Origin of the sequence: Nitrosovibrio sp. Nv4, assembly GCF_900215485.1 — a bacterium.
Taxonomy (GTDB): domain Bacteria; phylum Pseudomonadota; class Gammaproteobacteria; order Burkholderiales; family Nitrosomonadaceae; genus Nitrosospira.
In genome coordinates this window covers 322,016-341,452 of record NZ_OCMZ01000002.1, presented here as the reverse complement: position 1 = coordinate 341,452, position 19,437 = coordinate 322,016, and the positions used below count along the sequence as shown (strand labels likewise).

The window sequence follows — 19,437 nt, the reverse complement described above, 5'->3', positions numbered from 1 at the left end:
TTTCCGGGCCTTTCCATTGACCCACGTTACCAGATAATAGCCATTAGCTGCGATAGTGGCGGTAGTTCATAAGCCTGAGCAAACTGCCTCCATAGCGAATGTTGATGGATGTATAAAAGTACAGCTATCATGTTGTGATATATCGGCGTAAAAAGCGAAAGTCATTGAAAACGCCGTGCCTAATTCCGGTAGTCGTTGTCGTTCTCCTGCCTATTCTGGTATCGGTGTCAGGCCCCTCCATAGCGCAGACAGGCGTCCAGTCGGTCACTCCACCAGTCGTCCAGCAAGACGCAGCACCGGCTGGCACCCTGCCGATCCTCAATCCTGTCGTCATTAGCGGCACCCGCATGGAACAGTCGAGTTTCTTGCTGCCCATGTCCATCGACGTGGTTGAAGCGCCGGTTATCCAGGAAGCGCAACCGCGGATCAATCTTTCTGAAGCACTATCTCGCGTTCCCGGCCTGGTTATTCAAAACCGGCAAAATTACGCGCAGGATCTGCAGGTATCAATCCGCGGCTTTGGGGCGCGTTCCACTTTCGGCATTCGCGGCATACGGATGGTCGTCGATGACATTCCCGCAAGCATGCCCGACGGTCAGGGTCAGGCGGCCAATATCAATCTCGGTTCGACCAAACGAATCGAAGTATTGCGCGGCCCGTTCTCGGCTATCTATGGCAATGCCTCAGGCGGGGTGATACAGGCATTCACGGAGGATGGCCCGGCGGCAACCACGCTATCCGGCACGGTGCTTGGCGGCAGCTATGGCACGATTCGCGGGGAGGTCAAGCTGGGCGGCACGCTCGGCGGAACGGATGGAACAGGCGGCGTAAATGGAACAGGCGGAACTGCGGGGCCGTTCAATTACGTGGTCGATGTTTCGCGTTTTCAGACGGATGGCTACCGCGAACATAGCGCTGCCACCCGCTACCAGGCGAACGCCAAGCTGACTTACCGGTTCAATCACGATGCCAAGCTTACGTTGATGGTTAACGAACTGCACCAGGACAATACCCAGGACCCTCTCGGACTGACGCGTGCTCAGGTGCTGGCGAATCCACGCCAGGCTGATGCAAGCGTCATCAACTTCAACACTCGCAAGAGTATCGGCAATACGCAGGGCGGATTGGTATATGAACATAGATTTTCCGCCGCGAACACTGTCAAGCTGATCGGGTATGCAGGAACCCGACAGATCGAGCAGTTTCTTGCCGTGCCGCTCGGCGCGCAGATTCCGGTTACCAGTTCCGGGGGCGTAATCGATCTGGATCGCGAATTCGGGGGATTGGGTCTGCGATGGACGTATCGCAGCAGCGGGCCGCGCCCGCTGACGCTGAGCACGGGCATCGACTATGAGACATCCAGGGAACGGCGCAAGGGATTCGAGAATTTCTCCGGCACGGTATTGGGGGTACGGGGCAACCTGCGCCGCAACGAGAATGACACAGTCACCAGTTTCAGCCAGTATGCGCAGGCCGAGTGGCAATTTGCGCGCGCCTGGGCATTCTCCGCTGGACTGCGCCATACGGAAGTGAAATTCAAATCCGAGGATCTTTTTATCCGCACGGGCAATGGCAATGACAGCGGTAGCCTGACTTTTCGCAATGTGAATCCCGTACTGGGACTATTGTACAAAGCAGCACCCACCCTCAATCTGTATGTCAGCGGGGGCACGGGTTTCGAGACACCGACTTTCACGGAGCTCGCCTATAGGCCAGACGGCGCGAGTGGCCTCAATTTCGCGCTTCGGCCGAGCAAGAGCCGCAATGTCGAAGCAGGGGTCAAATGGCTGGCCACGGATAATACTCGTGTCAATCTGGCGCTTTTCGAGACCCATGTCAGCAATGAGATTCTGCCTGCTACCAATTCCGGGGGCAGAACCACTTTCCAGAATTCGGCCGACACAAGACGGCGCGGAATAGAGCTTTCAGCCGACTACCGTTTCGGCACCGACGTTTCCGCCTATTTGTCTTATACCTATCTTGACGCCAAGTTCCAGGATTCCTTCGCTTACCGCCCAAGGGCTACATCGCCCCTCGTAACAGTAGCCGAAGGCAATTTTCTTCCCGGCGTGCCCCGCAACACGGCTTACGCAGAACTGGCCTGGAGGCGTGGCTTGCCGGGTTTTTCAGCGGTACTGGAAGCAATCTATCGCGATAAAATTTTCGTCAACGATACTAATACCGAAGCTGCGAAACAGTACGCCATGGCAAACGTTCGGCTCGTCTACTCGCACCGGATCGGCCGTTGGAAGCTCAGCGAATTTGTGCGCGTGGATAATGTCAGCGGTACCGGATATGTCGGTTCGGTGATTGTAAATGAAGGCAACGGGCGCTTTTATGAACCCGCACCGGGACGGCATGTGATGGTGGGTTTGAATGCAAGTTATACTTTTTGAGGAGCGTGCGGCATATGATGTTTAGACTCAGAACCTTACGATAGAAAAAACGGTTTCATGTTGAACGGCATGACAGGGGCAGAAGCCGCTAGCGTACCTTAGCAAAACAGCGGGACGGATTTTCTTGCGAAAGCGTTCCGCTATTTTTTTCAGATCCCATTGGTTGCCAAATGTTATTCCCGTCTGAAGCGGGTCATGAAGCCGATAAGACCAAGGCCCGCAAGCAGCAGGGCGTACGTTTCCGGTTCTGGAATTGGCGAGGAGATGTAGGAAGCGCCAAGGGAAGCGCTCTCGACATTCAGCACGTCCAGTGCCCAATGTGAATCCCGGTTGCCAAAATTAGTCCGACCACTGCCGTCGAAACCGTCAGCCAATGCACCAACTGAGAAGTTGCTGTATTGCGTCACCGTGGCAGTGTAGCTGCCAGCCGAAAGATTGCTCATCAGAAATGAATCAAAACCGAACCCGTTAACAGGATCTAGAATCAAATGTCCGTCGTCGTTGTGACCTATCAGGGCCCCGGTAGACCCATTGAAGAGTGAAACGACGGGATCAAACCCGCCTCGCTCAATTACTGTCCCCTGGGCATTTGTTCCTCCCGCATAAGACCAGGTGCGCAAGGTGACGTCCGCGACTGCTTCTGCCACGGTGAAATTGAATTCCTGCACTTCATTGTCATTGTTAAACCCACCGGCAAATGAAAAATCCGCTCCGTTTGCGCTTCCTGCGGTCAAGCTGATAGCAATTATTGCTCCAAAAGTTTTCATGCTAGCCTCCTAAAGAATACAGTTACGAAAAAACCAGTGACAAGCCTGGGTTACGTCAACATCTGTTTTTCCCTCCTGCTCTCAATTTTAAGCAAGACTTGTTCCGTATCTTTACTCATTGGATTTGAAGGGATTTATTAGACTTGACGAGGAAAGTGTAAGGTATGTCGACACATCGGCCCGGGTTTTTCCCCGGCGATTACGGTTTCGTGATGAAGCGCGTACTGGCCAGGAAAATGACCAGGTCGTTTAGACAGAAGAGAACCCGAGAATCAATGGGGAATTGTTGCCAGCGAGTGTGCCGCTTGCCAAGGATAAAGCGGGGAGAATGATGCCGTGCGATCCCTTCAATAACTACACGTTGAAAGAGTCGGAACTGTTGCTAATATCCGACGTAAGCGGCACATCTTTCGATGACCGTGATTTCGGCGGTGAAGCACGGCCTCTGCAAGTTCCTATCCGCTGGCTGCACTCAACAGTTCGGTATCGGAGATAGAGAGTCTGAGATGCGCCGCACGGATCAGGCTGTCAACCTGTTGAACATTCGTTGCGCTGGCAATGGGCGCGGTAACGCCTTCCCGAGCGATCAACCATGCCAGCGCCACCTCCGCCGGCGCTGCACCGTGCACCCCCGCCACGGTGTCCAATGCGTGCAGAATTCGAAAGCCGCGGTCATTGAGATATTTACTGGCGCCCCGACCTCGGACGCTCTTCCCGAGATCGTCCTGAGAGCGGTATTTACCGGACAGGAAGCCTGATGCGAGGCTGTAATAAGTGATGACCCCGAGACCTTCCTCGATACACAAATCGCGTAATTCCCCTTCGTAGCCGCTGCGGTCGTACAGATTGTATTCGGGCTCCAAAACTTCGTAGCGCGGCAGGCATTGTTTCGATGCAATTGTCAATGCCTCACGCAACTGGACGGCGTTGTAGTTGGATGCGCCAATCGCCTTTACCTTGCCTTGCCGGATGAGGTTCTCATAGGCGCGCAGTGTTTCATCGACCGGCGTTTCCGGGTCCGGACGATGGCTCAGATAAAGGTCGATATAATCAGTCTGCAGGCGGCGCCATGAATTTTCGGCTGCCTCTGCGATACGTTTGGCCGACAAGCCCTTCTTGTCCTCGACGAGCTGGGCGCCGACCTTGGTAATGAGGACCATTTTCTCGCGGCGCGCGGGTGAAGCCTTGAACCAGTTGCCAATGATTGTTTCCGATTCGCCGCCCTGATTACCCGGCACCCAGGTGGAGTAGGCGTCTGCGGTGTCTATGGCATTAAGGCCCCCTTCCACGAAACGATCCAGCAGCATAAAGGCAGTTTGTTGATCGACAGTCCAGCCGAATACGTTGCCGCCAAATACCAGCGGTGCGATTTCCAAGCCAGTACGGCCAAGCGGACGTTTGCGGATGAGGCCGAGGGAACGTTCATTCATGATGAGTTCCTTTCTGTGTTGCTGCTGAAGAACCGAACCGCTACTTCCACCTATGCGATGTATCAGCGATATCCTGCATTCGATATCGCGATTTCAAGTCCCGCGCCGCATTGCCAGCATAGTTGAAAATTGCGTGGATTTTCCTCACCGCATGCACGGCAGAATACGACGCGGTTTTCGGTCGGCGTTTTCTCAAAATCCCTTATGATCGCCAGACCCCGTTCAAAGTCGCTGTCGCGGACTACCCACACCTCAGGATAAGCGTGCGTAAAAGGGATGTCCCCAAGGCCGCCCTGCGCGTGTTCGTTAAACAGTCGCGCAGCGATATTCGCATGCCCAAGCAGATCAAGCATGATCTGGGCTTCCATGAGATTAGTGGCGGAGCAGAGTTTCTTCATACCCTCAAGTATCCCCAAACTCTTCCTTGGGCGCAACAGAAGAACCTGCTGATTTGCGCGCTGGGCACGGCCTTGGCTTTCCTGGCGATAATTGCGAGAACACTGTGCTACCTTCCGTGCGCTAACGTACTTACCAGCGCCATGGCATCTCGCAAAATACAAAGGCGATGAACCATGGGGGGAGATCATGAGCGAAGAGAGCAAAAACCTTCTGGTTATTTTATATGCAAGCGTGTTAGCAGCGCTCGCTGGTACTTTTGTATCGGCCACCTTTGCCCGGGAGTTGACGCAACCTGTCACTGCACCGCCCGGCGAGGCAAAAACGCCGAAAACGAGACTGCTGGAAGCGGGGGCGAAACTCTTGCAGAGCAGTCCGCCGCTGGAACGGTTTGATATTTACCTTGTCGGCTTCCATCCCATGAAAGGCTCGCCGGAAGACCAGATGGAGGCTCATCATTACTGCCATCAGGTCAATGAAGATTTTGCGCAGTGCGCGTTATTCGATAGCAATACGAAGGATGCGAATCTGAACGGCATCGAATACATAATCTCCGAAAAGCTTTTTACCGCCTTGCCGGAAGAGGAGAAAAAATATTGGCACCCTCATAATGGCGAAATTCTTTCCGGACAACTCGTCGCACCGGATATTCCGGACGCTGCGGAAAAAGCGCTGATGAAGGGGAAGATGAACAGTTATGGCAAGACATGGCATGTCTGGAATACGGGTTATGAAGGAAAACCGGGAGATAAATTGCCTTTGGGCGAGCCGATGCTCGGATGGTCGTTCAACCGCGAGGGTGAAGCGGTACCGGGGTTGATCGAAAAACGGGATAAAAATATGGGAATAAACAGTGCTGAAAAGCGCAGGCAGCGCGCAGACCTGAAACAATACGCCAGGCCGCAATCGGGTGTTGATGACCTTAAAGGCAACTTTGCCCGGCACATGCAGGATATCCCCGGTGTTATCGATCAAAGAAATACAGGTAAAGATGAGTAAATAGCTCAAACTGGTAGTGATCCCCTTCTATTCCGTTCCCCTGTTTTATCCTGCGATCCAACCTGAGAATCACCTGTAGGGGCCGTCCCGCGAACTGGCGAGGCGGAGAATCGCTGATAATGCTTCTTCGGCTTACGAACCGCAAGTCGGCCGGTCCAGGAGCCTTGCGGTCCAGGTAGGCAATTTGATATGCTCATCTCTCCAGCTTCAATTCCACAGGGTGACACTCAACGGTCGAGGGATTGCGACCGCAATGACAATAGCCCCTGACCCAAAGACCGGACTTTATTCCCCAGTATTCGCAGCCAGAAGATATTTTTGCTTCCTGACGAATTGCGCGGTAGAGCACCATTGGGTTTTACAAAGAATCATGGAGGAGGCGCGTGCCAGCTATTAAAACCATTCTTGTGGCAACGGATTTTTCCGAATTTTCCCACCGCGCCGGAATACGTGCCGCAATGTTATGTTCCGAACTGAAGTGCGGTACGGTCGAGTTATTGACTGTGAAGGAAGCTGGCTTGCCGGATGCGCTGGGGGTTGTTCTCAAGAGCGCACCAACCGTAGCTGAAACTGTTCTGGTCGACCGCGCCATGCGACAACTGCGGCTGATTTCGGGGCAGTTGCACGATAATTATGGTATCCACTGTACCAATAACGTCAAGTTTGGGCGGCCCGTGGAGGAAATTGTTGCGAGGGCAGACGAGTTATCTGCTGAATTAACGGTTATCGGTGCGCACGGGGGCAACTTCTTTACCGACCTTTTTCTCGGCAACACTGCCGATAAATTGGCGCGCATGAGTAAAACCCCAATGTTACTGGTGAAAAACCAGAGCATGAAGGCCTATCGTCAGGTATTGGTTCCGGTCGATTTTTCTGAAAATTCGCGGCGTGCCGCCCACACGGCTCTAAACTTTGCGCCTGATGCACATATAACTTTTCTGCATGTGTTTGATGTGGTGCTGGAAGAGCAAATGCAGTATGTAAACGTCGCTCATGACATCATCCATGAATATCATGTTAAAGCCGGTGAAGACGCCCGGCACGAATTAAATCAGTTTGTAGCGGATCTTGAGCCCGGCTCTCGCTCATTTTTCCGTGTCGTCAAATTCGGCCATCCTGGACATGTTATTTGCGACCATGCCAAGTCAATGAAGCCGGATCTGATCGTGCTGGGAAAACATGGAAAGTCCCGCTTCGAGGAATTGTTGCTGGGGAGCGCCTCGCGACATGTCATGGAGCAATGTTTTTGCGATGTTCTGATTGTGCCCGCGCCGCCCTGGATGGAGTCAGGTGAGATAGGCTTGTGACCGGGGAGCGGCATCCTCGGTAGACCAGGGGTGTAGAAGCAACAATAGGCGAAGCACATGCACCGTTTTCTGAATTTGCATCAATCAGAATTGATTTCCAGCGCGATAAACTGGGTCAACTGGTGTTTGTTGAAGTTATCGTCGGCGACCAGGACAATCGTGTTTTTGCCATTAAACCTCGGACCCAGGGTGATGCCTTCGATATTGCCTAGCGCCAGCGCGGAGCCATCCTTATTTTTGACTTGCGATAAATCAACCAGGAGCGTTTTTCTTACGGGCCGAATGCTTTGACGCGCAAGAGACTCCATGCCGGAAACATCGGTAGCATCCCGCGCGTCGGCATAATACAGCCGGATGGTAAAACCGGTTGAGGCGCCGCCGGGTATGACCGCATCCAAAGCGAAGGAACGCTCGACAGTAATGAACTGGCGGTCTCCGATGACGATGAAATCTGACAACCCATTGGTGGCGAAACCTCCAAGCGTCGCGGTGACGAAAGCAACCGGTTCGATATAATAAATATATTCCGCGCCCGATTTTCCGCTTGCAATGTCGAACGACAGGATGCGCGAACGGGAACCGGTGAGAATGGTGGCAGGCGGAGAGTCCTGAACCAGGCCGTTTTCAGTAGCGGTGTATAGAGTCGCGCCGTCGACGGAGATTGCAAGGCTCTCGAACGCCAGATTGTTGTATATGCCATTGTCGCCGGGAAGTATTCCAATATTGGAGCCGCGCGGAGCGTAGTATGAAGGTACGCTGAACTCACGGCTGTGGCTGCCATCGGAATTCATCTCGCGTACCGCCGGACTCCGGAAACCGGATACGCTGCGCTGACCCTCGTCGCACCAGTAAATTTTATTGCGAGCCGAATCAAAACGCATGCCTTCGGGGTCCACGGAATGTTTCTCGAAAGCACCCCCATCGACCTGTTGAATCGTGGTTACGGTATGGAAGATTACGCCCGCCATGCCTGGTACGGCAGAAGACTGGAATTGAGACAAGTCCAGAGACAATTCATAGAAGCGCGCTGGACCGGTTTTGCTTCGATCGTCGCTGATGGTCAGGTAACGGCCGGTCGCAGGGTTATAGTCCAGCGAGGATAAACCCCCGACAGTGGTTCCATTGAAGCGTGTCTTGTTGGGCACGATTTGGTGGCCGATATAGCTCAGGCCGAAGTTGATGGAATCCCCGGAAGCATGGAGGGGGGCAGCGGCACTGAAGCTTATTGCCAACGCTGTAGCCGCCAGAGGAATTATTCTCATGAGCATGGGATTTTCACTGTTATTAAAATTATAGAAACATTGCCACAATGGTCCCCTCAGGCGTGAGCGTCACAGGTAATAACATATGATTTGTTTCTCTCATACAAGCGGAAGGTACCTGCAGGCACTGGCTACAATTTTCCTGGTGTCAGCGGTTTCCGGATGTGCCAGTTTCAAGGAAGTAAAATCGTTTGCGTCGCTTTCTTCGAACGCTGCCAGCCATGGTGCGCTTACAAAGGACTATATCGGCGCACTCGACCGACGCAAGCAGTATCAGCCGGAGAAATTCCATGCCGGACTGGACGCGCAGAAAGTGCGCCGGGAAGCGCAGCGAGCAAGCCTGGATTTGCTCCAGCAATCCGTAACAGATTACATGCAGGGCCTTAATAGTCTTGCTACGGGCGACGTCAGACCGTACGACAGATCACTCAAGGACCTGAGCAGCGACCTCAACAAGGCAACGCTGCTGACCCATGATGAGAAAGAGGCGGTTGGTGCGCTATCGATCATTCTCGCACGTGCAGTGACGACTGTGTACAGGCTGCATGAAATCAGGAAACTGATCCATGATGGCAATCAACCGCTCCAGGATGTGATCAGCGCCACGCGAAAGATCGTGATGAAGGGCATGATTGCGGATTTACAGATCGAATCCGCACTGGTAGGACGGTACTATGATAATTTCATGCTTGCGCCGGATAATCCTGTGGAACCCGTCGCAATGGCACTCGCAAAGGAAGCCAGGACAGAAGCACTTGGCCGTGTTAATAGCCGGATCCAGAGTGCTCGAAGCTATGACGTAGTATTGGAAAAGATCGCCCAGGGCCATCAGTATCTATATGACAATCGGGACATGGTCGGCAATAAGGAGTTCGACCGGCAGCTAAAGCCGTATGTAGACGGGCTTCGAGGCGCTTACCGGAATTTGCTTGGCGGTTCGCCATGAAAAAGAGGTAGGGCGTGGATAAACTGACATCAGATGATGCTTTTGAGTTGGGCAACCAGTTTCGCGATACGGCGATCGCGCTGGGAGACTGGCGCATCAGCAATCTGTCCTGCCTGAGTAAAGCGCAATGGGACGAACTCGATGAACGGGAAGTCATGCTTCTGAATATCGCCTCCAGCATATACACCGCTGCGGTAGGTATGGTCCTCCAGGATAGTCAGGCTGCACTCACGCGCTTGCAGTCCAGCGTTGAAAGCGCCAAATTGGCAATCAAGCATATCGCAACGCTCAAGCAGGCACTTGACCTCGCATCTGCACTGGTCCTGTTGGCCGGCACTGTTTACTCAGGCAATGCGGCTGCTATTCCCGGGGCAATAGTCGCGCTGGAAGACGCTGCCGAGGCTATTGCTACCCCGGGGGAACCGAGTGAGTAATTACCTGAAGTGGTTGGCAGGTATACGTTACGGGAGGATTCCTTCTACGAAATTGCCAAAAAGTTCCCTTCCAATGGCAACCCTTGATTACTGACTACAAAGAGCATGTAAGAGCCCGGTGGCGCTACGTTTCCGTTGGCGCCGTGGTTTCAATAGTGGTGGCCGTACGTGAATTAATCGGCAGTTTGATATAACGCTGCCCGGCGTCCGTGTGATCAAATCGGCCACATGCTGCTTCGGAAATCCTTGGATATCACTTCCGCCCGCATGAATTTGGTATTGTTTGCTCCCTAATCCGAGGCGGTGGATCAATTTATTTTTGCAACCCATGAGCAGAAAAAACATAAATATAGTTGTTTTTTCTATTTTCTAACCTATAAAGAAAGATTAAAAAGTAGAAACGCGCCATGAAATAACCCCATCGTAACCGTCTCGAGGAAACCAATTATGGAAAAAGTTTTGGAAGTGGTAGAAGTCGACCTTGCGGTTCTGGAAAGCTTCCCGCCCAAATTGCGGATCCTCGCATCTGGCACCGTGCCCACCGGCGGATGGACCAATCCCAGGTTGGAGCCCTTTATTTTCATTCAGCCGCCACCCAATGGAATTTACGATTTCGATTTCGTTGCCGATCCCCCTGAAGGATCTGCGACGCAGGTTATTACTCCCATCAAAGTCGCGCATCTCTGGGAAAATTTACCCGAGAGCGCCAAGGGAGTTCGAATACATGCTACGCAAAATTCAAAAACAGCATTGCTCGATGAATCCGGTCATCCCGATCGACAACCCACCCGTTTTACCTTCAGCGATCGTGAAAACGTTAAACGCGTCGTTTTTTTTCCCAGAGGGGAAGGTCCGCGGGGAAAGAGTGAATCACCAGCAGAACCGCAGCTTGAATATACGGGTCCCGAAGGCCACGTGATATTCCGTGGAGAAGAGATTACCCAGCAGAAAACGGTACTGGGATCGCTTGTTTCCGTAAAACTTAGGACCAATATGGCCGACGAGGGTTTTTTGGATTTTGCGCTGGTTTTGCCTCCAATCAGGATGGGAGAGGAGGCACGGCACGAATTCAAAACCGTGGGTATCCTCTCGCACGCGCCCTCGGGCTTTGGGGGGTTTCCTCCCGGCGCGCAACGCAGTTACGAGATATTGGATCTCGCCGGTATTGCTGAATATATTCCTATTCTTTGAGTATGGGGTTATCGAAAAAGGGTGCTCGCTGAGAGTGGGGATACAAGGATAGTAACGGTTCTGCCCCTCTCTCTATCTTTATGGAGGAACTGACATGGAAAAAAAGAAGGCTCCCCCCAAGGGACACACGGGAAAGGGCAAGGAGCCGAAGCCGGTCCGAAAGCCAAGTGACTCGACCGGTAATCCGGACACTTCTGTTTTAGAAAACTACTCGCCAACGGAAGGCGCACAGTCCCACCCGGACTGGGTGAAGAAAAAATTCCCAACCTATCTTGCACCCCACGGCAAGCACGAGGCCACGAGCGTGCGCGAGCTCACGCATAATGGACATACTATCAAGATTATCACCACCTATCGCGTCGAGGTCGATGGCAAACCGGCGGATATGCACCTGTCCGTTGATGAGGATGGGCAGGTTTTCACGCATGCAACGCCATTCGTAACTTATGCTTCCGCCGTGGATTTGATGAAACAGGTTATGGACGCTTACCCGGATGCGTTTTCCGAATCTGATTCACATCCCGATCAGGGCCACGACCGTGATCATAGTCACGGGGGAGGTAACCAATGATTCGCCGCAACTTCCTCACTGACGCCGACGCTGCTCAGAAGTACATCGATGGGGTAAGAAGGCTTAAAGACCCCGCGCAGTTTCCGTGGCCGGGCCAGGACGGATTGTCGATCTACGACTCGTTCGTTTTCTGGCACCACCAGTCGATGATGCTGATGACCCCGCCCACTCAAAGCGACCGCAACGCCGCACACTCCGGCCCGTCGTTTTTGCCCTGGCACCGATATTTCCTTATCACTCTCGAAGGATTACTGCGGCAGGCAGTAGACGACATTGAGTTCAGGATTCCATACTGGGATTGGAACGCCGACGCGGAACTTCCCGAACCTGTCACGTCACCGATATGGAGCAATGCCAATCTCGGACAATTTGCCGGCTCGGATTGGCGGGTTCGTCTGGAAATGAGCCTGAGGACAGGTGACTTGAGACGAACGGATCGAACGCTGCAACGTGCCCTTGGCGATGCGGGCAGGCTTCCTACCCGAACCGGAGTACGAATGGTCATCCGCGACCAGGCGGCTTATGACACCTCACCGTTTAGCTCATCTTCGCCAGGGGGCGTGCGCAACCTTCTCGAAGGCTGGATCGGAAATGAGCGCATTCACAATAGCGTACATGTATGGGTAGGGGGAGACATGTCGTTATCATCATCGCCGAACGATCCGGTATTCTTCCTGCATCATTGCAATGTGGATCGGATCTGGGCGGCCTGGCAGGAGAGGCACCCTGACTCACCGTACTTACCCGATATGAGCGCGCCGGATACACTCCAGTTTCATCGGGTAGACGACGCGCTTTACAGCATTTACGAGGACACTGTCACGCCTGGCGATATGGTCGACTACCGACGATACTACGAGTACGACACGGTTTCCGATCTGACAGAACTGCAAACTTGATCGAATGCCTGGCGAAGTGGGATGCGTGGTGAATCAAGTTTCACGCACCCTTTTGACCGTTTGACCACGTGTTCTAGACACGGCTAATTTATCATTCCCTTATAGCTCATCGGAAGTTGTCGAAGAAAGTTGAATGAAGAAAAATCCGCTTTGACCATGGGCCCCATGATGCTGTTCAGCTTGAAAAAGGCACTGGCCCCATCTTAGTAGCCCCTTTCAGCAAGTATGTCTTTGCCGCATTTCCCGGAAAAATGGCGGTTCCCGCAATTTAATCTATCATGAATAAATGCGAAGGCCCAAGAACGAAGGAGGAGAAGGGCACTTCCCGGCGAATTGCACAAAAACCCCGTAACTCTTCAGTACTGTCAGGAGGCCTGACCCGTGGCATCGCAAACGACAGACATCATTTCATGCACGGAGGCGGGGACGCTGCCTGGGCTGTTTGCTTTGCGCATCAAACGGACCCCCGACTCCCCCGCTTACAGGCAGTTTGATGCCGACACCGGGGAATGGCGGGCCCATACCTGGCGGGAAATGGGCGTGCTGGTAGAACGCTGGAGGCGAGCCCTCCGGCAGGAGAATTTCGCTCCCGGCGATCGGGTTGCGGTCCTGCTGCGCAACTCGGTGGAATGGGTATGTTTCGATCAGGCTGCCATGGCTTTGGGACTTGTTGTGGTGCCGCTTTTCCCATCGGACGCACAAAGCAATATTGCTTATATCCTGGCGGACTCAGGGGCTCGTCTGCTTCTGACAGGGACGCAAAGTCGGTGGGAAACGCTTGCTCCGCTGTGCGCCGATCTGACTGGGCTGGGGAAAGTGTTATGCGTGCAGCGCCCCGCCGGCAATGCTGATAACGAGAGAGTGCTGAAGGGGGTGGACGACTGGCTTGCGGAAGCCAATCAGTCTGCCACAGGGGAGGTCAAGGGCCAGGACGCCGTTCAGGCTGATATTGATGAATTCCGCTCAGCCGATCCTCAGTCGCTTGCCACGCTTGTTTATACTTCCGGCACAACCGGCAAACCCAAAGGAGTAATGCTCTCACACCACAATATCCTCTGGAACGCGGAGGCAGTGCTCAAAGCCATACCCGGCTATCGCGAAGATGTTTATCTTTCGTTATTGCCTCTTTCGCATATGTTCGAACGCACTGTCGGCTACTATGTGCCGATAATGGCCGGCAGCAGCGTCGCTCATGCCCGTTCACTCAAGGATCTCGCTGAGGACCTGAATTCCGTGCGTCCTCGTATACTTATCGGGGTGCCACAGATTTTCGCAGGCATCCGCGCCAAAATGCGTCGGCAAGTGCAGGAGAAAGGACCATTCGCCACGCGGCTGCTCGACTGGACCATGACGATCGGATGGGACCGATTTACCGCCGGGCAGCACCGGCAGGGACAGAAACAGCCCCGCAGGTCGTACCGGTTCGCCTGGTCAGTGTTGCGCCCGCTGGTAGCGGAAAAGGTTCTGGCGCATCTCGGCGGTCAGTTACGGCTTGCGGTAAGCGGCGGGGGACCACTCTATGGCGATGTTTCACGATATTTCATCGGACTAGGGCTGCCGCTGGTACAAGGTTACGGCCTGACCGAGGCCTCGCCTGTGCTGGCAGCCAATCGTCTGGACGACAACATTCCGGAATCGGCGGGTATGGCATTGCCGGGGGTTGAAATTCGCATTGGTGATGAAGGCGAACTGCTGGTGCGCAGCCCCGGAATCATGCTCGGTTATTGGAACAGGCCGGAAGAAACACGCGCCGCAATCGATTCGGAAGGCTGGCTTCATACCGGCGATCAGGCACGCATTTCGGAAAACCATGTATTCATTTGCGGCCGGCTCAAGGAAATCCTAGTCACATCGAGCGGGGAAAAAGTCCCGCCAGGCGATCTGGAGATGGCAATCGTCCAGGATTCACTCTTCGACCAGGCGATGGTCGTAGGCGAAGGGAAACCCCACCTGGCTGCGCTGCTGGTGCTGAACCAGCGCGAGTGGGCGAATCTGGCGAAGAGCCTCGGCCTGAAGGACGATGCCCAATCCCTCGCGAATTCAGCTGTGCGAGGCGCCGCACTGAACAAAATCAAGGCCGCCTTGCACAGTTTTCCAAAATACGCCCGGGTTCGCGCCGTGTATTTGACATTGGAGCCGTGGACCGTGGAAAACGGCCTCCTGACACCGACATTAAAGCTGAAGCGTTCTGAAATGGAGAAACGTTTCGCCGACAAGATCGACGAATTGTATAGAAAACCTGAATGATCCTAAAGCCGCGCCCGAACGCGTGTTTTAACCTATCCTGCTACCATGAGCAACGCGCGGTTGCTTAGTAGCAAACTTGGCAAATCCTTTCGGTAAGGTTCGATAAAAGCAATAGAAGCAGTAATAGAAATAGAAGCGAAAGTGTGCCCATACGACGATCACGCGCTTTCGCCACCCACCGGATTGCACGGAGTTGACAAGGATTTGATCAGCCGTTATTTTTGTTCACGCAGGCGAGCCGCCTGCTCTTCCATCTGATCTGCACGCTTCTCCGCTGCTTCGCGAGCTGCATCAGCGGTACGGTCGGTAGTGTGAGTATCCATACCGGGGTCTTGCTTTTCAATCCGGTCCGCTGTTGCTTCTCCCTGCTCGCGTGTCACATCCGCTTTTTGTTCCAGTTTATCGGCTTTCTTCTCGACCGCTTGCTCCCGCTGGTTTTCTTGCTTGGACTCGCAGCCGACAAGCGCAAAGGTGAGTATTGCCGCGATGAGAACAGGTTTCAGATTGTTCATGATGTCATCTCCGGTCAGTTCCAAAGTGAACAATGTAATCACGACTGCAGCTTTGTTGCATACGCCGGCATACGCGAAGGAAAAATGGATGAGGCTGTTTGCGGCTTAAGAAATCCGGCAGGTCTTTGACACCCGCAAATTGTGCTCCGGGTCGGCGCACCGCTAACTCGATCAGGTTAGTCGTTATTTTTTCTCACGCGTCCGATCCGCGTACTCCTCCAACTGATCCGCGCTCCTTTCAGACGTTTCGCGGGCAGCCTCAGCGGCGCGGTCGGTTGCACTAGTATCCATCCCCGGGTCTTTCTTTTCAGCCAGGTCTGCTGCTGCTTCTCCTCGCTCACGTACCACATCCGCTTTTTGTTCCATTGTATCGGCTTTCTTTTCCAACGCCTCTTCCCGTTGGTTTTCTTGCTTGGACTCGCAGCCGGCAAGCGCAAAGGCGAGTATTGCCGCAGTGAGAACAGGTTTTAGGTAGGTCATAATAAGTAGCCTCCATCGTGTTAAGAGTTGCGGGCTTAACTGTGTATTAAGGTAACGAAAACAGCGCCGGATCCGGCTTTGGCACTTACTGGACAGTGTAATCTCCACCTTGTTCGGTTTCTGTGCGCTGGCACACGGAGTTACTGCTGTCCTGGTCCGGGGCGGTCCGAGACCACTCTGTTCGATAGCGTACTGAACGGGTCAGGAATTGAGGGTATTTACATACCCCTATGCTCCCTACCGAATTAGTCAAGCTCACAGCGTTGATGGAACGCAGCAGAGGCAATCCTGATGTGAGGATCGGACTCATCGACGGACCCGTTCTCACTCAACATGCCGGTCTGGCAGGGGAGGGCCTCCAGGAGATTCCCGGACAAAACGCAGCCACCTGCACGCAAACTGACAGTTCGGCATGCCTGCACGGAACCTTTATAGCGGGCATCCTATCCGGGAAGCGGAATTCGAGGGCGCCTGCCATTTGCCCCGACTGTACCCTCCTTGTGCGTCCCATTTTTAGCGAGAAAACTTTTGGGCGCGAGCGTATGCCAAATGCAACGCCACAGGAACTGGCCGCGGCCGTCCTTGAATGTATCAACGCAGGCGCGCGAGTAATCAACCTGAGCCTTGCCCTTTCTCAACCTTCCACCAAAGGAGAACACGCACTGGAGGATGCGTTCAACCAAGCCCTCAGACGCGGAGTGATGATAGTCGCGGCAGCAGGCAATCAGGGCACTCTGGGAAGTTCAGCCATTACCCGTCATCCCTGGGTCATCCCGGTGGTCGCCTGCGATCTGCGCGCCCGACCAATAAACGAATCGAATCTGGGTGGTTCGATTGGTATGCGAGGTTTGAGCGCACCCGGCGACAATATCACCAGCTTGGGCCCCGCCGGCCAAACGCTCACGCTCGGCGGCACGAGCGTTGCCGTACCGTTTGTGACGGGTGCCATTGCACTGCTGTGGTCAGAATTCCCCGCTGCAACGGCTGCGCAAATCAAACTCGCTGTTACAAAAGCGTCTATGCGGCGGAGAGCCTCGATAGTTCCGCCTCTGCTGGATGCGGCGGCGGCCTACCAAATCCTGATTGCAGGCATGTGAGGAGATAAATAGCATGACAAAAACAAACGAAAAAAATGGTTCTCCTGACAAAGCAGAGCATTTGCACCATCGTGTCCGTCTACCTGGCTTTATTGCCGATGAGGAGATCGGGCTTGGCGATGCGGTTAAACGAGCGACCTCCTTTTTTGGGATACAGCCCTGCCGAGGCTGTGCACGCCGAGCAGCTGCGCTTGACCGCTGGCTGGTTTTCATTAATCGACGATCAAAATAAGCGCAGCTCGTGAATCCGGATTGTCGAGTTTATGGTTATGTTAACGTCTACCCAAGGAGGAGAAAAATATGAATGAACAAGCTGAAACAATGGAACAGCAGATGGATCAACCGGTTAATGAGAGTAATGAGCGCTTTGCTGCGCCTGAGGTTCGTTCAAACGCTACGATCTCACCGCAAACGGGCGACGGAACCTGTGGTTGCAGCGGTGCGGCAGGCATGAGTCCCAATGATATCGGGATGATCTCATATGTCTATGCTATCGGCCGGGTTGAAGCGCGTTTCCCGAATCTGGCTGCGGAAAAGGAATTTGTTCAAGCAACAGGCCGGACGGATACTGCGGGGAAGACTGATCAACAGGCTTTCCATGCCGTTTTATCCGAACGTCAGAACCGCTACCTGGTGCGCCAGCTATGCTGGGTGATGACCATACAGGGCCTGGAAACCTACCTGCTTCAGCCGCGCGATCCAGGGGATATTGATATGCTGGTGGACGCCATCCGCCCCGCACCGGCTCCCAACGACATTGATGTCGTCATCGGTTTGCGTGGTCCTATTGCCCCGCCGGAAATGTGTAACGGCTTGATGGTACCTGTTGTCGTCTTCGACCAGATTTATTCTTTCGGCCGCGATGCGCTCATCAAAGCCATCCCCAAGCCGGAGAAGATCGCTGATGAGCAATTCGGTCCAGCTGCGGAGGAATTGTTCGACAGGATCATGCAAATGACGGATAACGCCGGGATGACCGACGAGCACCGTGCGTTGAACTACCTGGTCATGCGTTATCCGTCCATTTATGCAAAGACGGCGGAAAAATATGGCGACGACTGTTCGCTCACGGGAGTGGAGGTTATCCCTTCATCATTGAGCAGCACACGCAAAATTTACAAGGTTATCCTCTCTTACACCAATCGCAACACCGATTTCATCGAGAAATTCTTTGTCCGCGTGGATGTAACCGAGGAATTTCCGTTCCTGGTTACCAAGATGTCGCCTTACTATGATCGTTAATTCTCATTAACTGAGGAGGTACAAAAATGAATACCGCGAACATGCCTGGATTTACAGCTGAGGTTGCACTTTATAAGACAATCAATCCCTATCACATGACAGCTACGACCCGCCAAACTGGCAGAAAAGTACATCCCGCGCAACTCGACCCCGATAATCCCTCTTGCTTTGTGGAATGCTTCCGCGAGTGCATTCAGGAAGGTATTCCACCGTTTCAGTGTGGTCCCGCCTGCCGCAGTCAATGCAATCCACGTCCGACTTGTGGTCCTTGTGTGGGTGTCAGGCAATGCTCCGACGGAAGTCAGAGGCCCTGTTCTGCCTAACCCGAGCGACCTTTCGTTGTGGATTGAAACGGGTTTTTTAGCGTATGTATACTTTGAAGAGAGGATGAGGAGACAGGAAATGAACATGCCACAATTCAACGCAGAAGCTTCGCTTGGTCCGTCCATGCGGGTTTACCGAGGGAAGACCGGTCATGGCGGATCGAGTTCGCCCCAGGTTTCGCCGAGTCAGATTGCGCAATTCCGGTTCGATATTTTTCCGGTAATGACATGCTGCGGATATGTGCCGTCACGAGGAAGGTTTTTCTGTACCTCGCGCCAGACGCATCCCCTGGAAAACTGCAGATGCGAAAGGGATTTTTTTGGCTACCCGGTAATCTTATGCAGCGAACCCGTCAATGCCCTGGCGTTTCGATGAAGCAAGGGAATGACAATCTTTGATTTTTCCGCAGGTGCCCGTCGTCGTCGTGCAAGCCCTGCTGCGCAGGCCTGGAATAGCAGATGGCATATGACCGGTAACGCTGTCAAAGAGCTTCAAAAGAAGGCTCCTCCGACTATGGCTTGAACGATGATTATTCTGGAATTACTCATGACGTGCCGACCCCCCGGATACCTTGCTTTACATCGATAGCCTGAATCCGGTCCATATAGCGGTACCGTAAGTTTCCAAGGGGTTTCAACGGGCTTTCAAGGGAAATTTAAGGGAAGTTTCAGAAAGCAAAAAAAGGAACAGGAAGAAAAAGAGGAAGTTTTTTATTTTAATCATGGAAAGCCGGATTTGCTCACCTTGGTGGCAGCCTGCTCTCACTAATATCAGAAGCGGAGGGATTTATGCCAAAATGTGACGGGTGCGGGAATGACTACGACAAATCGTTCCAGGTGATCGCTGCAAGCAAAACCTATACCTTCGATAGTTTCGAATGTGCGATTAATAAGCTTGCACCTACCTGCGCGCACTGCCGAGCGCGGATTATAGGGCA

18 protein-coding genes and 1 pseudogene are annotated in these 19,437 nt (G+C 53.5%); 12 read left to right on the top strand and 7 right to left on the bottom strand.

The genetic code is table 11. The features are described 5' to 3' along the window. Positions 1-164 precede the first annotated feature (164 nt). Positions 165-2,396: a TonB-dependent receptor gene (locus CRO05_RS09725; protein ID WP_235001377.1), complete on the top strand. Its 2,232-nt coding sequence runs from the start codon at positions 165-167 to the stop codon at positions 2,394-2,396. 173 nt (positions 2,397-2,569) lie between these two features. On the opposite strand, the gene CRO05_RS15860 is transcribed toward CRO05_RS09725, so the two are convergent. From CRO05_RS15860 to CRO05_RS09705, 3 genes are all read right to left on the bottom strand, one after another. Continuing rightward, the gene (locus CRO05_RS15860) at positions 2,570-3,163 is read right to left on the bottom strand and encodes a DVUA0089 family protein (protein ID WP_181319752.1); all 594 of its coding nucleotides are present in this window, start codon (positions 3,161-3,163) and stop codon (positions 2,570-2,572) included. A gap of 455 nt (positions 3,164-3,618) precedes the next feature. Continuing rightward, positions 3,619-4,593: an aldo/keto reductase gene (locus tag CRO05_RS09710; RefSeq protein WP_200814354.1), complete on the bottom strand. Its 975-nt coding sequence runs from the start codon at positions 4,591-4,593 to the stop codon at positions 3,619-3,621. 62 nt (positions 4,594-4,655) lie between these two features. After that, a complete protein-coding gene (locus CRO05_RS09705) occupies positions 4,656-4,991 on the bottom strand; it encodes a DUF2007 domain-containing protein (RefSeq protein ID WP_097067018.1) in 336 nt (111 codons plus the stop codon). 187 nt (positions 4,992-5,178) lie between these two features. Between CRO05_RS09705 and CRO05_RS09700 the strand changes: the two genes are divergently transcribed. Both CRO05_RS09700 and CRO05_RS09695 read left to right on the top strand, forming a co-directional pair. Continuing rightward, complete coding sequence (locus CRO05_RS09700; RefSeq protein WP_097067017.1) at positions 5,179-5,988, top strand: OBAP family protein; 810 nt, start codon at positions 5,179-5,181, stop codon at positions 5,986-5,988. 383 nt (positions 5,989-6,371) lie between these two features. Continuing rightward, on the top strand, positions 6,372-7,295 hold the full coding sequence (locus tag CRO05_RS09695) for a universal stress protein (protein WP_097067016.1): 924 nt from the start codon (positions 6,372-6,374) through the stop codon (positions 7,293-7,295). An 80-nt stretch (positions 7,296-7,375) separates the two neighbouring features. On the opposite strand, the gene CRO05_RS09690 is transcribed toward CRO05_RS09695, so the two are convergent. Beyond that, complete coding sequence (locus tag CRO05_RS09690) at positions 7,376-8,563, bottom strand: esterase-like activity of phytase family protein (protein ID WP_235001376.1); 1,188 nt, start codon at positions 8,561-8,563, stop codon at positions 7,376-7,378. 79 nt (positions 8,564-8,642) lie between these two features. Between CRO05_RS09690 and CRO05_RS09685 the strand changes: the two genes are divergently transcribed. Together CRO05_RS09685 and CRO05_RS09680 are read left to right on the top strand one after the other, a co-directional pair. Further along, complete coding sequence (locus CRO05_RS09685) at positions 8,643-9,503, top strand: hypothetical protein (RefSeq protein WP_097067015.1); 861 nt, start codon at positions 8,643-8,645, stop codon at positions 9,501-9,503. 14 nt (positions 9,504-9,517) lie between these two features. Continuing rightward, complete coding sequence (locus CRO05_RS09680; protein WP_097067014.1) at positions 9,518-9,937, top strand: hypothetical protein; 420 nt, start codon at positions 9,518-9,520, stop codon at positions 9,935-9,937. Positions 9,938-9,981: 44 nt separating this feature from the next. Here CRO05_RS09680 and CRO05_RS16120 read toward each other — a convergent pair. Continuing rightward, positions 9,982-10,065, bottom strand: a pseudogene (locus tag CRO05_RS16120) (hypothetical protein); the annotation flags it as partial. Positions 10,066-10,384: 319 nt separating this feature from the next. Between CRO05_RS16120 and CRO05_RS09675 the strand changes: the two are divergent. From CRO05_RS09675 to CRO05_RS09660, 4 genes are all read left to right on the top strand, one after another. Then, positions 10,385-11,128: a hypothetical protein gene (locus CRO05_RS09675; protein WP_097067013.1), complete on the top strand. Its 744-nt coding sequence runs from the start codon at positions 10,385-10,387 to the stop codon at positions 11,126-11,128. 94 nt (positions 11,129-11,222) lie between these two features. Then, positions 11,223-11,699, top strand: a complete 477-nt coding sequence (locus CRO05_RS09670; protein ID WP_097067012.1) for a hypothetical protein — start codon at positions 11,223-11,225, stop codon at positions 11,697-11,699. After that, entirely contained in the window at positions 11,696-12,598 is a 903-nt protein-coding gene (locus CRO05_RS09665; protein WP_097067011.1) for a tyrosinase family protein, read from the top strand. Before CRO05_RS09670 ends, CRO05_RS09665 begins: the two co-directional genes overlap by 4 nt. A 381-nt stretch (positions 12,599-12,979) precedes the next feature. Next, positions 12,980-14,845, top strand: a complete 1,866-nt coding sequence (locus tag CRO05_RS09660) for a long-chain fatty acid--CoA ligase (protein ID WP_097067010.1) — start codon at positions 12,980-12,982, stop codon at positions 14,843-14,845. Between the two features lie 215 nt (positions 14,846-15,060). On the opposite strand, the gene CRO05_RS09655 is transcribed toward CRO05_RS09660, so the two are convergent. Together CRO05_RS09655 and CRO05_RS09650 are read right to left on the bottom strand one after the other, a co-directional pair. After that, positions 15,061-15,357: a hypothetical protein gene (locus CRO05_RS09655; RefSeq protein ID WP_097067009.1), complete on the bottom strand. Its 297-nt coding sequence runs from the start codon at positions 15,355-15,357 to the stop codon at positions 15,061-15,063. 183 nt (positions 15,358-15,540) lie between these two features. Next, positions 15,541-15,837 (bottom strand): hypothetical protein, encoded by a 297-nt coding sequence (locus CRO05_RS09650; protein ID WP_097067008.1) that lies wholly within the window; start codon positions 15,835-15,837, stop codon positions 15,541-15,543. A gap of 230 nt (positions 15,838-16,067) precedes the next feature. On the opposite strand from CRO05_RS09650, the gene CRO05_RS09645 reads away from it, so the two are divergent. The 3 genes from CRO05_RS09645 (at position 16,068) to CRO05_RS09635 (ending at position 18,176) form a co-directional block, all read left to right on the top strand. Then, positions 16,068-16,934 carry a S8 family serine peptidase gene (locus CRO05_RS09645; RefSeq protein WP_097067007.1) on the top strand — a complete coding sequence of 289 codons (867 nt, stop codon included), beginning with the start codon at positions 16,068-16,070 and terminating at the stop codon, positions 16,932-16,934. Positions 16,935-16,947: 13 nt separating this feature from the next. Continuing rightward, on the top strand, positions 16,948-17,166 hold the full coding sequence (locus CRO05_RS09640; RefSeq protein WP_097067006.1) for a hypothetical protein: 219 nt from the start codon (positions 16,948-16,950) through the stop codon (positions 17,164-17,166). A gap of 68 nt (positions 17,167-17,234) precedes the next feature. Further along, a complete protein-coding gene (locus CRO05_RS09635; protein ID WP_097067005.1) occupies positions 17,235-18,176 on the top strand; it encodes a hypothetical protein in 942 nt (313 codons plus the stop codon). Positions 18,177-19,437: the final 1,261 nt, after the last annotated feature.